This window comes from Microcoleus sp. AT8-B5 (assembly GCF_036705565.1).
Classification (GTDB): domain Bacteria; phylum Cyanobacteriota; class Cyanobacteriia; order Cyanobacteriales; family Microcoleaceae; genus Microcoleus.
Genome location: NZ_JAUBUY010000020.1, coordinates 46,269 through 60,389, shown reverse-complemented (window position 1 = coordinate 60,389; position 14,121 = coordinate 46,269). Strand labels below are relative to the sequence as shown.

General features: G+C 45.9%; 14 protein-coding genes. 3 read left to right on the top strand and 11 right to left on the bottom strand.

The window, feature by feature from the left end; translation table 11 throughout:
• Positions 1-455 precede the first annotated feature (455 nt).
• The gene (gene glyA, locus QUB39_RS15545) at positions 456-1,739 is read right to left on the bottom strand and encodes a serine hydroxymethyltransferase (protein WP_333208368.1); all 1,284 of its coding nucleotides are present in this window, start codon (positions 1,737-1,739) and stop codon (positions 456-458) included.
• A gap of 168 nt (positions 1,740-1,907) precedes the next feature.
• Between glyA and QUB39_RS15540 the strand changes: the two genes are divergently transcribed.
• Both QUB39_RS15540 and QUB39_RS15535 read left to right on the top strand, forming a co-directional pair.
• A complete protein-coding gene (locus QUB39_RS15540) occupies positions 1,908-2,105 on the top strand; it encodes a hypothetical protein (RefSeq protein WP_190739976.1) in 198 nt (65 codons plus the stop codon).
• Positions 2,106-2,247: 142 nt separating this feature from the next.
• A complete protein-coding gene (locus QUB39_RS15535; RefSeq protein WP_333054676.1) occupies positions 2,248-2,721 on the top strand; it encodes a Tic20 family protein in 474 nt (157 codons plus the stop codon).
• 314 nt (positions 2,722-3,035) lie between these two features.
• Here QUB39_RS15535 and QUB39_RS15530 read toward each other — a convergent pair whose 3' ends face one another.
• The 3 genes from QUB39_RS15530 to QUB39_RS15520 all read right to left on the bottom strand — a co-directional run bounded on the left by QUB39_RS15530 (position 3,036) and on the right by QUB39_RS15520 (position 6,619).
• Positions 3,036-3,812 carry a fumarylacetoacetate hydrolase family protein gene (locus QUB39_RS15530; protein ID WP_333054674.1) on the bottom strand — a complete coding sequence of 259 codons (777 nt, stop codon included), beginning with the start codon at positions 3,810-3,812 and terminating at the stop codon, positions 3,036-3,038.
• Between the two features lie 95 nt (positions 3,813-3,907).
• Positions 3,908-4,489: a 5-formyltetrahydrofolate cyclo-ligase gene (locus QUB39_RS15525; protein WP_333208369.1), complete on the bottom strand. Its 582-nt coding sequence runs from the start codon at positions 4,487-4,489 to the stop codon at positions 3,908-3,910.
• A gap of 705 nt (positions 4,490-5,194) precedes the next feature.
• Positions 5,195-6,619: an NB-ARC domain-containing protein gene (locus QUB39_RS15520; protein ID WP_333208370.1), complete on the bottom strand. Its 1,425-nt coding sequence runs from the start codon at positions 6,617-6,619 to the stop codon at positions 5,195-5,197.
• A gap of 508 nt (positions 6,620-7,127) precedes the next feature.
• Here QUB39_RS15520 and QUB39_RS15515 point away from each other — a divergent pair.
• Complete coding sequence (locus tag QUB39_RS15515) at positions 7,128-7,445, top strand: hypothetical protein (RefSeq protein WP_333208371.1); 318 nt, start codon at positions 7,128-7,130, stop codon at positions 7,443-7,445.
• Positions 7,446-7,658: 213 nt separating this feature from the next.
• On the opposite strand, the gene QUB39_RS15510 is transcribed toward QUB39_RS15515, so the two are convergent.
• From QUB39_RS15510 to QUB39_RS15480, 7 genes are all read right to left on the bottom strand, one after another.
• Positions 7,659-7,916, bottom strand: coding sequence for a hypothetical protein (locus tag QUB39_RS15510; protein ID WP_333208372.1), 258 nt, complete (start codon positions 7,914-7,916; stop codon positions 7,659-7,661).
• Between the two features lie 34 nt (positions 7,917-7,950).
• Positions 7,951-8,562 carry a Uma2 family endonuclease gene (locus QUB39_RS15505; RefSeq protein ID WP_333208373.1) on the bottom strand — a complete coding sequence of 204 codons (612 nt, stop codon included), beginning with the start codon at positions 8,560-8,562 and terminating at the stop codon, positions 7,951-7,953.
• Between the two features lie 286 nt (positions 8,563-8,848).
• The gene (locus tag QUB39_RS15500; RefSeq protein ID WP_333208374.1) at positions 8,849-9,793 is read right to left on the bottom strand and encodes a GDP-L-fucose synthase; all 945 of its coding nucleotides are present in this window, start codon (positions 9,791-9,793) and stop codon (positions 8,849-8,851) included.
• A 406-nt stretch (positions 9,794-10,199) separates the two neighbouring features.
• A complete protein-coding gene (gmd, locus tag QUB39_RS15495; RefSeq protein ID WP_333054667.1) occupies positions 10,200-11,231 on the bottom strand; it encodes a GDP-mannose 4,6-dehydratase in 1,032 nt (343 codons plus the stop codon).
• Between the two features lie 445 nt (positions 11,232-11,676).
• Positions 11,677-12,408, bottom strand: a complete 732-nt coding sequence (locus QUB39_RS15490; RefSeq protein ID WP_333054666.1) for a sugar transferase — start codon at positions 12,406-12,408, stop codon at positions 11,677-11,679.
• Positions 12,409-12,651: 243 nt separating this feature from the next.
• Positions 12,652-13,818, bottom strand: coding sequence for a glycosyltransferase (locus tag QUB39_RS15485; protein ID WP_333054665.1), 1,167 nt, complete (start codon positions 13,816-13,818; stop codon positions 12,652-12,654).
• Positions 13,815-14,111 carry a hypothetical protein gene (locus QUB39_RS15480; protein WP_333262198.1) on the bottom strand — a complete coding sequence of 99 codons (297 nt, stop codon included), beginning with the start codon at positions 14,109-14,111 and terminating at the stop codon, positions 13,815-13,817. Before QUB39_RS15480 ends, QUB39_RS15485 begins: the two co-directional genes overlap by 4 nt.
• Between the last annotated feature and the right edge of the window lie 10 nt (positions 14,112-14,121).

Below are 14,121 nucleotides of genomic sequence, written 5' to 3'. Positions count from 1 at the left end.
AGTTGCAGGAGGACGAATTGTCAGGTTTTTCATTTCTAACTCTCGAATTAACGATTTGAAATATCGACTTTTTCGCGAGCAAAAAAGTCGATATTTGGCGAGCGGGCCCAGTTGAACGGTATCTTTCGCAACCGACAAATACCGTTAGTCAAACCAGCCCCGCCCGACAAATATCTTTACTAAAAACCGTATTGGCGATCGATATTTTTGGTGAAAACCGCTTGTCAATATCGCTACCGGCAACTCTCAATCTTTTCCTGCTCTTTATATCCGCCCCAAAGCGGTTACAAGCCCCCGATACAATCGATGGTCGATCCCAAAATTTAAGATGCTAGTTCAATCCCCCAGATTCAATGCGAGAAGAAATCTAAAATCTAAAATCTAAAATCTAAAATCGACTAACCCTTTTACCCGTACACTTCCAACTACCAATTTCCCGTTGCAGATCAGGAAAATTAAGCTAATGCCGGCACTTTCAAGTACAAGTGGGGATATAAGGGGAAGCGATCGCACAGTGCTGCTACTCGACGCAGGCAGTCGGCTGCAACGCTTTCATCATCTGGATTTAGCAGGCGATCGGCGATAATATTGCCAATCTCGGTAAATTCTGCTGTTCCCATTCCCCTGGTGGTCATCGCCGGCGAACCGAGTCTCAAACCGCTGGTGACAAATGGCGATGCCGGATCGAAAGGCACGGTATTTTTATTAGCAGTAATATTCACACCGCTGACTAATTGGTCGGCTTGTTTGCCTGTCATGTTTACCGATCGCAAATCAACTAGCATTAAGTGATTGTCCGTGCCGCCGGAAACGAGTTTTAAACCCCGCTGCTGCAACTGTGTCGCTAAAGCGCGCGCATTTTCAATTACTTGACCGGAATAAGTTTTAAATTCAGGCTTTAATGCTTCGCCGAAAGCTACTGCTTTGCCCGCAATGACGTGTTCTAATGGCCCACCTTGAGTGCCGGGGAAAACTGCTTTGTCAAACTTTTTACCTAATTCCGGGTCATTGGTCATAATCAAGCCACCACGGGGGCCGCGCAGGGTTTTGTGAGTAGTGGTGGTGACTGCGTGACAGTGGGGGAGGGGGTTGGGGTGGTGTCCTGTGGCGACTAACCCGGCGATGTGAGCGATGTCGGCGAGCAGGTAGGCTCCGATTTCGTCGGCGATCGCTCTAAACTTCTCAAAGTCGATAATTCGCGAATATGCTGAATAGCCGCAAATTAGCAATTTCGGTCGGTTTTCTTTGGCCAGTGCCAAAATTTCGTCGTAGTCGAGCTGTTCTGTTTCTTGGCTGACGCCGTAGTGATAAGCTTTGAACCATTTGCCGGATACGTTGACCGGCGAACCGTGGGTCAAGTGTCCGCCGTGGGACAAATCCATGCCCATTATTCCGTCTCCGGGTTCCAGCAAGCTCAAAAATACTGCAAAGTTGGCTTGAGCGCCGGAGTGGGGCTGGACGTTGGCGTGAGCGGCTCCAAATAGCTGTTTGGCGCGATCGATCGCGATTTGCTCGATGCCGTCAATAAATTCGCAGCCGCCGTAATACCGTTTTGCTGGCAGTCCTTCGGCGTATTTATTGGTCAGCACTGAGCCTTGAGCGGCCATTACTGCTGCGGAGGTAAAGTTTTCGCTGGCGATGAGTTCTAGGTGGTCTCGCTGCCGCTGGAGCTCTTGCCCGATTAAATCGGCAATGAGCGGATCGGTTTTGGAAAGGAATTCTAAGTTAGTGTCCGTCACAATAATCAACCTCTTGACAATTTTGGGATTGGGAATTGGGGATCTTATACCGTACTACGGATTTCGCACCATTGACATAAATATTACGTTGTGTTCAGGTTAAGCGGTTTGTCCCCAACTCCTGACATACAATGAAATTACTGGTGTGAAACCTGCCGGAGGTATCAAATGTTAGTCATTTTAATGGAAAATCAGATGCTTGCCCCTCAGTGTGTTTGCCAAAGTTGTTTGCTGGCCGATCGCACTGGCCAACCGCGCTGGAGTGGTGGAGAGCTTCGCTGTGGACATCCAGTTGCTAAACCTACGGAAAATTTGCCCGATCGGTACGAGTGTCAAATGGGCTTCACGATCGCTAATATTAAATAAAAAAGCCTGCATCTGGTAGTTGGGGCTGCTCCCTGCTGAGTGAAAAGCAAGTTCCGGCAGAGTCGAAACACAAACCCTGCTGCTGCGTTATCCTGAGTTTAATGGAATTAATAGTTCACCGATCGACTCAGGAGAGTTCATTATGACTTGGCGCGGGTCTACAACTGTTACAGACCGGATTTTTGCTTCTTTGCCTTATTTGCTCCCGTTGGTTGACGGGCTGGCCTTTGGCAGGTTTCTGTTTACACAGTTTCCTGTGCTGCAACTGTTGTTGATACCGCTAGCTCCTTTGATGCAAATTTATAGTTTGCCCTTTGCTAGCTTGGTTATTTTCTTTGCTCTGTATTTAGGAGTAGTTAGAAACGAAAACATCAGTCACTTCATTCGTTTTAATGCGATGCAGGCGATTCTTTTAGACATTGTTTTGATGCTGTGCGGTCTGGTTTTGCCGATTTTTTCTAACGGCTTACAAGTCGCATTTATTGCGGAAACTCTGTATAACATGGTGTTTTTGGGCGCTTTTGCTGCATTTGTCTATGCAGTCGTGCAGTCGCTTTTGGGACGCTATGCAGAGATTCCTCCGCTTTCGGATGCTGTTTATATGCAGGTACGATAAATCAGTCATTGGTCATTGGTCATTGGTCATTAGTAGGGAGAGGGCGCGTGCGTGAAATGGTTAACTCTTTCCAGGGCGCAAATCATCGCTAAACACGGCCCTAGAAGCTCCTAAAAGACATTGTTGTTTTTGCACTTACCTAATTAATAACTAATGATATCATGTCCGATCGATTGACGATAATATCCCGGCCGGGCGGGTTTTTGAGATTGTCAATTATTGGCAGATATTGTGGGTGAACCCGCCCCTACCTGATTTGGGGCGAAGCGAAGCGGAGGGAAGCGACCGGACATGATATGACTGATGACTGATGACTAATGACTAACAACTACTGTATTTTCAAGACTGCCGATGCCTTCAATTTCGATGCGGACTCGATCGCCTATTTGTAGCGGCCCTACCCCTTGCGGCGTTCCAGTCAGTATGACATCGCCGGGAATTAGGGTCATTATTTGACTGATGTAGGAGACGAGAAAGTCTGGGGAAAATACCATGCGATCGATCTGGGATGACTGTACCGGTCGCTCGCTGTCATTGACAAAAGTCTGCAATTGTGCAGCAGGACTCAGTTCGCGGACAATCCAAGGCCCCAAGGGACAAAATGTATCGAACCCTTTGGCCCTCGCCCACTGGTTGTCCCGCTTTTGCAAATCTCTGGCTGTTACGTCATTGGCGATGGTATAGCCCCAAATTTTGCTGTGTGCTTGTTCGGGAGTGCAGTTGGTACAATGTTCGCCAATTACCAGGGCCAATTCTCCCTCGTAGTCTACCCTTTCCGACTGCTGCGGATAACGAATCGCTCCACCAGCATGGATGACAGCACTTGGAGGCTTGAAAAACAGCAGGGGTTCTTCCGGTACAGGGGTTCCCATCTCGGCGGCGTGATCGACATAATTTTTGCCGACGGCTACAATTTTTGAGGGAGAGCACGGGGCGAGAATTTGGTAAGTATCGGGTGAAAGTTCCAAATCGGTTGGTTGTCCTTTTAACCAGGGCGGTGCATCAAATACTTGAACGCTGTGACTGAGTTGCAGTAAACCGTAATGGATGTGTCCTTGTGTTGTTTTAACTCGAACGTAGCGCTGGGCCATACTATTTTAGATTTTAGATTTTAGATTTTAGATTCTAGATTCTAGATTAAGAGGATATAGGCATAATTGCGGAAAATTAATTTGTTTAGGCCCGTTTAAGATTTTTGGTCTACGATTGTCAAATCGCTTTCCGTGCAAATTCCGTACAGCGGTTTGTCCCAGGAGTCAACTGGTAGCTGGGGGATCGAGGCAAATTCAAAGATAATGCCGATCGTAACTTTTGATTCCCACTCAGCTAAACTGAGCATTCGATCGTAATAGCCGCCGCCGTAGCCCAAGCGATAGCCGCGAACATCGCAGCCTACTGCGGGTACGAGCATTAAATCTACTTCTGAATGGTCTATTTTAGGAGCATCCGGCAGGGGTTCGAGTATGCCATAAGCTCCAGTATGTAAAGCATCTCCGGGCTGCCAGATGTGCCAGGATAGCTCTTTGCCGACACAGCGGGGAAATCCCCATTTGCGGGGAGTTACAAATAGGGGACTTAAATCTGGTTCTTGGCGACAACTGAAGTAGGCGAGGATTGTTTTTGCTTGGGTGAATAGGGGCGAGTTTTGCAGATGATTGCAGAGGCTCGTGCTCTTTTGTGTCCATTCTTGTCCTGATAGGGATTTGCGGGTGTGGAGGAGCGATTTTCTTAATTCAGTTTTAGTTAATGCAGGTTCAGCAGTGTTCATATTTGCGATCGAATTTCTCGTTTGACTTCCAGTCCGACAGGGGTTGAAAACCCCTGTCTCATAGCGAAAGTCCTCTCAAAGAGGACTACAATTAATTGCGTTTCCATCACACTCTGCAGTCGGTTTTAACCGACTTTAGCTTTGAGGCAGGGGTTTAAACCCCTGCCGGACTGTCGGACTGTCGAAAAGTATCAACATTCGGTTTTAGTTAATGAAGGTTCAGCAGTATTCATATTTGCGATCGAATCTCTCGTTTGACTTCGAGTCCGACAGGGGTTGAAAACCCCTGTCTCATAGCGAAAGTCCTCTAAAAGAGGACTACAATTAATTGCGTTTTCATTACACTCTGTAGTCGGTTTTAACCGACTTTAGCTTTGAGGCAGGGGTCTCAACCCCTGCCGGACTGCCGGACTGTCAAAAAGTATCAACATTCGGTTTTAGTTAATGAAGGTTCAGCAGTATTCATATTTGCGATCGAATCTCTCGTTTGACTTCGAGTCCGACAGGGGTTGAAAACCCCTGTCTCATAGCGAAAGTCCTCTAAAAGAGGACTACAATTAATTGCGTTTTCATTACACTCTGTAGTCGGTTTTAACCGACTTTAGCTTTGAGGCAGGGGTTTCAACCCCTGCCGGACTGTCGGGCTGTCGGACTGTCGGGCTGTCGGACTCCCGGACTGCCGGACTGTCGGACTGTCGGAAAGTATCAACCAACTGGATTTGAGAGCACATATTGTCTCACCACAGGACAAACGCTGAATAGCGTTTCATTCTCCTGTTCTTCTATTTCAACGAGCGATCGCCTCCCCAAAGATTGCAGCCCGTCAAATAAGTCGGAGGGCGGTAAATTGGCATCTTGTAGCAATTGCTCTATTGAAACTGAATTTGCTTCGCGGCTGAGGCGGCAGATTAGTTTTTTTTCTAATTCTGACAAACGATTTATCTGTGGGTGCAATGTTGCTGCCAATTCTTCCCCTAAGAATAGCATATCATATTTCAAAAATTCTGCAACCCTACCTCGGAATATTTCTTGAATGGTGGTGGCGACTATTTTTAACCACAATGGATTGCCTCGGTAGGTGTTAATTAGGTTTTCCCATGTTTCGGGATTGAGTAAACTTTTTTGCTGGAAAATTTCGGCTGCTGCTGCTGCACCTATGCCTTTGACTTGTAAGCTGCGAACTGGTGATTTTTCTCCTTTTAACGCGGTAATTTCTCTGGGTGGTTCCCAACTGTTGAGGATTAAACAACTGTTGTGGGTTGTTTCTCCGATTTGTCTGAATAGGATGCTGTAATTTTCGCATTCTCGGCGGTAATTTCCTGCTAATTGTCCGCTACCCAAAATGGCTTGCACGTCGTCGAGGATAATGAGGCAGCGGTTTTTTCGCAGATATTCCATTAACAGGTAAAGTCGATCGGGAATGCTGGTAGGGAGTTCGATTTCGGGTTTATTTAAGAGAAATTCTAGGAGATTTTTTAGGGTAGTTTCTAAAGGTGGGGAGTGGCGGAGACTTCGCCAGATGACGTATTCAAAGTTATGCTGAATTTTTGGGATGAGGTGGAGGGAAAGTGCGGTTTTGCCGATGCCGCTGAGTCCTGATATTGTTGCGAGGGTGCACTTTTGTTGGACGATCCATTTTTCCAGGGTGGCGAGTTCGGATGTGCGTGAAGCGAAGCTATCGCCATCAGGCGAATCGGACAATAATGAAATATGAGGTGCGTCTGCTAAGTCTAGTCGGGTTTGAGGTTGGGAGGTGTCTGAGGTGGGGGTTGAGGGCGATCGGGTTTTTGGAACTTCTGAAGATTGACTATCCTTACAGACATTGACATTACCAATAAAAAAATCGTTTCCCGAATTTGATGAAATGATGAATAATTGTCGTCTCTCAAGTGTCGAGCGTAAATTCGATGGAGTAATTTCTTCACCCAATACATTTGATAAACGCTTCCATAATTTTGAAGCTACATTCCTGACGTGACCTTCGCTACAATGCGATGCTTCTGCGATTTGAGAGTATTTTTGACCTTCCCATACACCCCCCAGGATAGCTTCTTGCAAATCCTCCAAATGTTCTCCCGTCTTAGCGAAAACCAGGTCATCGGCAAATCTCAAGACTTCTTTAACGTCCATCGGTGACTTAAGTTTAGGGGTTTTGCTTATTATACCTGCTATTTTATGACATTTTATGACATGGATGGCAACATTTGATTTTTTTTAACAGTTAGCGTCAGGTACAACCACTTACATTTTCTGACGTTTTCTGACTGGACATCACTGTGAATATAATGATATTATCCAAATATAAGCGATAATTTTCCGCTAATAAACTATAGCAAAACATTGGAGTCTTAAGCTCATGGCTGACCAACCCAAAAGAGAACCTAAGCTAAAATGTCCGCTGTCGCAAGAACAAAAGGAGACAGTCAAAGAGGTTGCTAATGTCATTGATAAGCATAGAAGAATTGTCAGAAAAATCACTGGTTAAAGCTAATAAATAGCCGTTTTTTTGCATCGTATCGATATGAGAAATGATTTGAGTTGGTTTGAAGTAACCCGACTATTTTTTGAACGGCTTTTTCAGTTAGTTGACTAAGAGTATTGATTTATCGCAAACATTTTACCCTAAAAGGCAAGAAGTATGGATGCACTCGTAGCAGCAATTGCACAAATCTTAGATTACATTCACACCCAAGGCCCAGACGCGATCGCGCAGCTAACGGGACTACTCGAAGCTCTCAAATTTGGAGCAGTTTCTGTTGCGGCTCTGTTTGGCTTTGCTGCTGACGTAGCCGCTGTTATTCAAATTATTAGCCAGTTGATAGCTTTAATCAGTTCAGGCGCCGGTGTTACTCAAATAGCGACGGCGATGGGGTCGTTGGCGGGTTCACTGGGATTGTCTATTGAGGCTCTCATCCAGATATTACAAATTATCGGCGGTTTGATTGTGGCATTTTAACTTGATTTCCCCAGCTTTTCAGGGAATCAACCATGATTTGTGTTGTGAGATTTTGTGTGGTCAATAATATGATTATTATTGCTTCTTTTCGCGGTTAATGGTACTCATTCAGTCATTAAACCAGAAACTGGCGATTGAGTTTACCCTAGCCTTAGTTAAAAAGCGATCGCCCTTCCTGAACCGAGGCGCGATCGCCCTCATAATATCACAGTCTCAAACTATTTCCGAGGATAAAAGCCTACCATCAACTCGCTCATATTCATCTTCCACTAGCCACGAGTGAGCCTCATCGTAACTTGAACTTAAAAACAGCGGTTTATAATTCGCCGATGGCTCGTAAATACAACACTTACCATTTTTGCCACCCACTAACATCAGAATCCGAGGCGGGAAAACAATCGGATCTACCCACAACTCGATAAATTCCCAATCATTGATTTGTTCGACGAGGTTTTGTGCGGGGGATAACATTGTAATTATTAGTTCCTTTGATGATTTTAATTATTTATCCCCTAGATCGCACTTCATCAACATCTGTTCCTGAATCTTCCTTAGTAAAAATTACATCCTCATAGATAGCATCAATACCTGTGCGAAAATCTACGCTAGCCAAGTGAATTTCGCTGCCTTGAGTATAGGAATACAAAACCCACAACCCTTCAGCATTACGGCGAAAACACTCTACCCGCTCACGTTTTTGGCTAATTAACACATACTCTTGCAGCGTTTCTAATTCTTGATAGTCAGCAAACTTATCGCCCCGATCGAATCCTTCCGTACCATTAGACAACACCTCGACAATTAAACAAGGATATCTTTTAAAAGATTGAGATGATTTGTCCCGTTCATCGCACGTTACCATCACGTCAGGATAGTAGTAAATATTCTTAGATTCAATCCTAGCTTTCATGTCGGACATATAAACGCGACAGCCACTACCCCGAACATGATTTCTCAAAAGTGTACATAAGTTGCCCGCCACCGTCACATGAGCATCATTTGCATCAGCCCTTGCATAGATTTCGCCCTGAATATACTCGTGTTTGAGCGGACTGAGTTCTTCTAACTTCAGATACTCTTCCGGTGAGATATAATTGTGCGTGCGATCGGCAATCATTGGCTTTCCCAAAATTCAGTTGTCGATGATTTCAGTCGAGGTATTTGTATTATAGCAGTTTTCACTCGGATGAAATACAGGACACAGCATTAGGGACACGGCACTGCTGCCGACTATTGTCAGTGAATTTTCATCGGAATTTGTATAATTTCTTAGGGCCAGAAGGGGGACGGGTTCCTGTAGGATAGGTGGCAACCTCCGACTCTTATAAATGAGGTTTCTAACTCGCATTTAGTATTATTCTTAAAAAAAGCCCGGTTTCTTCAAGAAACCGGGCTTTTCACACTTACGCGGCGTGTTGTCGATACCACTCAATCGTACTTTTCAACCCTTCCTTAAACTTCACTTCCGCCACAAAACCAAACTTTTCCTTAGCCCTTTGGGTATCCAAACAGCGGCGCGGCTGACCGTTCGGTTTGTCTGTTTCCCAAACAATTTCTCCCTCAAATCCCATCAATTCGCAAATCGTTTCCACTAAATCGCGAATTTTAACTTCGCTATTCGTTCCCAAATTAACCGGGTCAGATTCGCTGTAAGATTGCGTTGCCATCACAATTCCCCGCGCGGCATCTGTGGAATACAAAAACTCGCGGCTGGGGCTGCCATCGCCCCAAACTGGCAGTGTTTTGTCTCCCCTTTCTTGCGCTTCGTAGACTTTGCGAATTAATGCGGGGATGACGTGGGAACTTTTCGGGTCAAAGTTATCTTCCGGGCCGTACAGATTTACTGGTAGCAAGTAGATACCGTTGAATCCGTACTGCTGGCGGTAGGATTGCAGTTGCACTAATAAGGCTTTTTTGGCAATTCCGTAAGGTGCGTTAGTTACCTCTGGATAGCCGTTCCAGAGGTCGTCTTCTTTGAAAGGAACTGGGGTCAAGTTGGGATAAGCGCAAATCGTGCCGACGCAGACAAATTTTTCGACTCCGGCTTCGTAGGCGGCGTGGATTAGTTGCGCGCCCATCATCAAATTGTCGTAAAATAATTCAGCGGGTTTGACTAGGTTTAAGCCGATGCCGCCGACGTGGGCGGCGAGGTGAATGATGATATCTTGTTGGTCGGCGGCGCGCTTGCAGTTTTCCATGACGCGGAGGTCGCAGTCGCGCGATCGAGTTACAGAAATTTTATCAGCATCGGCCCCTGCTTTTACTAGCTGGTCGATTACCTGACGGCCCAAGAAACCGGCGCCGCCCGTGACTAGAATGCGTTTGCTGCTTAAATCCAAGCTTGTCATAATTTTAGCCTCGGGATTTTGAATAAAGGTCGATCGACAATTTCAATTCTAAAATTGTTGCTTTAGCAAAAAAAGCTTTCAGCTACAGGATGAGGTTGCCCACAAATTTATTTTAGCTGCACCCGATAGGGACAATTTGCGCCGTGCACACCCGAAAGTTAGATATACGGGTCGCGACTCCTCAACTATCATTTTAATGTTTTTTTTAGCCCGCACAGCCTAAAATTTGGCGAGCAATTAAGCTGGTTCTTTGAATGCCGATCGCGGGCTAATAGCTTTAACAATCTTCTCATCAGTTGTGAACTTTGTGCAGGGGCAATCCTCCGGTGCGCGCCTTTAGCCAAAGGGGTAGACACGGGGGTTCTACCCCGACAAATTGTTCGCACTGAAGGCTTGATGTAGCAGCTTAATCAAATCCGTTGCCCGAACCTCGACCTTGCTCCTCTAAAGCTTTCATGTCAGCATCTACCATTAAATGCACTAACTCCTGAAAAGTTACAGAAGGTTCCCAATTTAATTGCTGGCGCGCCTTAGTCGAATCGCCAATCAACAGTTCGACTTCTGCCGGCCGCAAGTAGCGTTCGTCAAACTCCACATATTTTTGCCAATCTAAATTGACGTAAGTAAAAGCCAAATCGAGAAATTCTTTAATGGAATGGGTCTCGTTGGTAGCAATGACATAATCGTCAGGCTTGTCTTGTTGTAGCATCAGCCACATCGCCCGCACGTAGTCTTTAGCATAGCCCCAATCTCGCTTAGAATCGAGATTGCCCAAGTAAATCTTTTTCTGCTTGCCGGCGACTATTCTGGCCACGGCGCGAGTAATTTTGCGAGTTACAAAAGTTTCGCCACGGCGGGGAGATTCGTGATTGAACAAAATGCCGTTGCAGGCAAAAAGTCCGTAAGATTCGCGATAATTTATTGTTTGCCAGTGACCGTAAACTTTGGCGCAGGCGTAAGGACTTCTGGGATAAAAAGGAGTTGTTTCTTTTTGCGGAACTTCCTGCACCAAACCAAACATTTCCGAAGAACCTGCTTGATAGAACCGCACTTCTATGCCGGTGCGGTGCTGATAGTCCCGAATTGCTTCTAGCAGCCGCAATACTCCCATCCCTACTGTGTCAACCGTATATTCCGGCGAGTCAAAACTGACTCGAACGTGAGATTGAGCGCCTAAGTTATAAATTTCTACCGGCTGAACTTCTTCCAATATCCGGCGGAGAGTGGTGCCGTCCGTCAAGTCGCCGTAGTGTAGAAACAGGCGCGCACCCTCGCTGTGGGGATCGACATAGATGTGGTCAATTCGATCGGTATTGAAACTAGAACTGCGCCGGATAATGCCGTGAACTTCATATCCTTTCTCTAACAGTAATTCGCTCAAGTAGGAGCCGTCTTGACCTGTAATACCTGTTATTAGCGCTCGCTTACGTTGCGTCATCTGATTTTCCTTTGACAGGCTGTGTTAATTTACAATAAATTTTTTGGCAGAGGCTGTTGCTCCCTGCCGACCGTATTGTCAAACTGCTTTATAAAACTTACTCAAACTTAACTTTAGTTACCTAAAGCCAGTTGAAGTTTACTTCCTACGCTGTTGGGTAGTCGGCTATCCCAAGATAAGTAGGCTATCCCCCTTAAGCCAAAGGTTATAGAGTTAAGTTTAACACCTAAACCTAAAGTAGTCTATCTAGAATAACTGATATTTCTAGATGAATAAGAGGTAGGTTTATTTAAGTATTTGCCCCTTTAGTTAAGCTCACAATTCTGCGATCGGCATCTAGGAACTGTTTAGTTTTGACAAAGAGTTTGTCGCTGATTGTCAGTAGTCAGCATCAGTGGTCAGTAACAAATAAAACTAACTACCGATTGCTGACTGCGGACAAAAATTAATATGCGCCGTTATTTTTGGGAAAAATCACAACTCCAATTGTTTTGAAAACAATCCACATATCCATCCAAAGGTTTTTGTCATTTGCGTAATAGAGGTCGATTTGGACTCGGCGGGGATAGGGAATGTCGTTGCGACCGGACACTTGCCACAAGCCTGTAATTCCAGGTCTTATGGTGAGAATTTTGTTGATGTGATTGCCGTATCTCGGCAGTTCTTCTTCAACTAAAGGTCTGGGCCCGACGACGCTCATATCTCCTTTTAAAACATTCCAAAACTGGGGAAACTCGTCTAAACTGGTCATTCGTAAAAATCTTCCAATCCAGGTAATTCGAGGGTCTTGTTTCAGCTTGAAATTGTCCTCAAACTCTTGACGCAAATGCGGAGAATTTTCCATGATTTCCAGCAATATATCGTCCGCATTTTCCACCATCGTTCTGAATTTAAGGCAATAAAACCTTTTACGGTTTTTGCCTACTCGTTCCTGTACGTAAAAAATAGGACCGGGCGAGCTTAAGGCGATTAAGAAAGCCAAAAGCAGGTAAACCGGAGCAAACAGGATCAGAACCGATAAGGAAAACAGGATGTCAAATAACCGCTTGAAAAGTTCTCCGTCGAGGCTCTGTAGAGAACGACTTATGCGTCTATCTCCTTGCAGGACAGACCCAAAACCGCGTCTTGCGATCGCTCGAATTACCTTGCCGGAGATTAGTTGGCTGTCGGCAGTCATCTTACTCCTTCACTTCACACCACACACAGTCCTGATCATAAAGCCTCAAGACGCTTTGTTCTCTCAATTATGTTGCCAATACTCAATTTTCTGCCTTCAGAAGGCTTCAAAAGGCAGAAGGAAGAAGGAAGATGGCTTCAAAAGGCAGAAGGAAGAAGGCACAAGGCACTGATGCAGAGGTCTTCTGAAGGCACTTATACAAAGGCAGAAGGAAGATTGTCCCGCTATGGGGTTCTGGCACTCTCAAGCCCCAGACTCGGTAAAATCACGGGATTGAAATTCCTGATAGCAGCCTTCCACAAAAGCTAGATAGCGCTGCCCAAAGACATCGGGGGCAAAATGTTCAGCGCGCAACCTGCTGATTTCTGGCTCAAATTTGCCTTGCAACTGCTCAAATTCCTCGACAGCTTCGACTAATGATGCTGCGGTTTGGGAGGAAAAAAATAAACCAGTCCCTGTCTCTGGGTGTTGGCGAATGTCGAGCACTGTCTCCAAAGCGCCCCCTGCAGCATAGGAAATTACCGGTGTTCCGCAAGCTTGAGCCTCTACCAAAGCTATGCCAAAATCTTCGCAAGCTGCATAGACAAAGGCTTTCGCCTCTGCCATGTACTTTTCAACGATGGAGGCGGGCTGCCAGCCGAGCACTTGCACGTTGGGTTTGGCGATTTGCCGAATCATTTCTAATTCTGGCCCGGTGCCGATGACAATGAGAGTATGCCCGAGTTGATTGAATGCTTGGACGATCGCACTTACGTTTTTGTAACTTACCAACCGACAAACGGTGACGTAAAAGTCTTGTTTTTGCCGCATCAAGGAAAATCGCTCGATATTTACCGGGGGATAAATCACCTGGGCCCGCCGCCGATAGCATCGCCAAATTCGGCGCGCAGTGTGTTGAGAGTTAGCGATGAAATAATCAACGCGATTGGCGGAAATTACGTCCCACTGCCGCAGTCGATGCAACAAATATCGCGTCAGCAGCCCCTGGATACCCCGTCCGGCTTTGCTGCTACGCAAATAGTCAAAAGTTAAGTCCCAAGCGTAGCGCATGGGCGTGTGGCAGTAGCAGACGTGCATTTGCTGGGGACTGCTGAGGATGCCTTTGGCGACGGCATGGGATGAGGAGAGGATGATGTCGTATTCTCGCAGATCTAGTTGTTCGATCGCGATCGGCAGAAACGGCAAATATTTTTGGACGCCGCTGCGGGCATTGGGAAACTGCTGCAAAAAAGTTGTGCCAATCTGTCGCCCGAAAAGATAGCTTTCGGGATTGGCTGATTCAAAGTCGATGAGGGCATAGATATCTGCCTCGTCTACGTGTTTGAGGATTTCCTGTACTACGAGTTCTGAACCGCCAGTAGCTAAGGGCGTCAACCATTCGTGAACTAGGGCGTATTTGAGTTGTTTCACTTGTATTTGTAGCCGATCAAATGATTTGTTAGCGCCAGTGCTGTCAATATTAGTCTTACTGAGGGATCACTTACGCAATATCCCGCCATCAACCAGGTTTCTATGTACGTATCTTCCAACTGAGATGTTGCACCATTCTCAATTACTTGTTTAGGAACAGGCTTTTCGGCCTGTTCCACAAGAAAATTCACTCTTTGTGGAACAGGCAAGATGCCTGTTCTTGAGAATGGTGCTCTTCGGTGAGTCAAACCAAGGATTTTGGGAATAAACGGGGTTTTTGTGAAATCAGCCACAGCAAAACAG